Origin of the sequence: Bacillus cereus group sp. BfR-BA-01408 (assembly GCF_022663305.1) — a bacterium.
GTDB classification, from domain to species: Bacteria; Bacillota; Bacilli; order Bacillales; family Bacillaceae_G; genus Bacillus_A; species Bacillus_A pacificus.
Window position 1 is genome coordinate 1 of the sequence record NZ_JAKUFF010000185.1, and the last position, 641, is coordinate 641.

The window sequence follows — 641 nt, forward strand, 5'->3', positions numbered from 1 at the left end:
ATGATGGCAGAGAGGTCACACCCGTTCCCATACCGAACACGGAAGTTAAGCTCTCTAGCGCCGATGGTAGTTGGGACCTTGTCCCTGTGAGAGTAGGACGTTGCCAGGCAATATTATTCCGCAGTAGCTCAGCGGTAGAGCTATCGGCTGTTAACCGATCGGTCGTAGGTTCGATTCCTACCTGCGGAGCCATTGGAGAGCTGTCCGAGTTGGCCGAAGGAGCACGATTGGAAATCGTGTATACGTCACAAGCGTATCAAGGGTTCGAATCCCTTGCTCTCCGCCATAGGATTTATAATATTTGGCCCGTTGGTCAAGTGGTTAAGACACCGCCCTTTCACGGCGGTAACACGGGTTCGAATCCCGTACGGGTCACCACTTTGGAGGATTAGCTCAGCTGGGAGAGCACCTGCCTTACAAGCAGGGGGTCGGCGGTTCGATCCCGTCATCCTCCACCATATAAATTATATGAATAGTATTATCGCGGGGTGGAGCAGCACGGTAGCTCGTCGGGCTCATAACCCGAAGGTCGCAGGTTCAAATCCTGTCCCCGCAACCAAATGGTCCCGTGGTGTAGTGGTTAACATGCCTGCCTGTCACGCAGGAGATCGCCGGTTCGACCCCGGTCGGGACCGCCATTT

The 641-nt window shown here is 54.6% G+C and carries 6 tRNA genes and 1 rRNA gene; all 7 read left to right on the forward strand.

What is annotated here, in order from left to right:
- Positions 1–109 (forward strand): 5S ribosomal RNA (rrf, locus tag MR083_RS26770); the annotation flags it as partial.
- An 8-nt stretch (positions 110–117) separates the two neighbouring features.
- Positions 118–192 (forward strand) — tRNA-Asn (locus tag MR083_RS26775).
- Positions 193–194: 2 nt separating this feature from the next.
- Positions 195–286, forward strand: a tRNA-Ser gene (locus MR083_RS26780).
- A 17-nt stretch (positions 287–303) separates the two neighbouring features.
- Positions 304–378, forward strand: a tRNA-Glu gene (locus MR083_RS26785).
- A gap of 4 nt (positions 379–382) precedes the next feature.
- Positions 383–458 (forward strand) — tRNA-Val (locus MR083_RS26790).
- A 24-nt stretch (positions 459–482) separates the two neighbouring features.
- Positions 483–559: transfer RNA gene (locus tag MR083_RS26795), tRNA-Met, on the forward strand.
- Positions 560–562: 3 nt separating this feature from the next.
- Positions 563–638: transfer RNA gene (locus tag MR083_RS26800), tRNA-Asp, on the forward strand.
- The last annotated feature ends 3 nt before the right edge of the window (positions 639–641 follow it).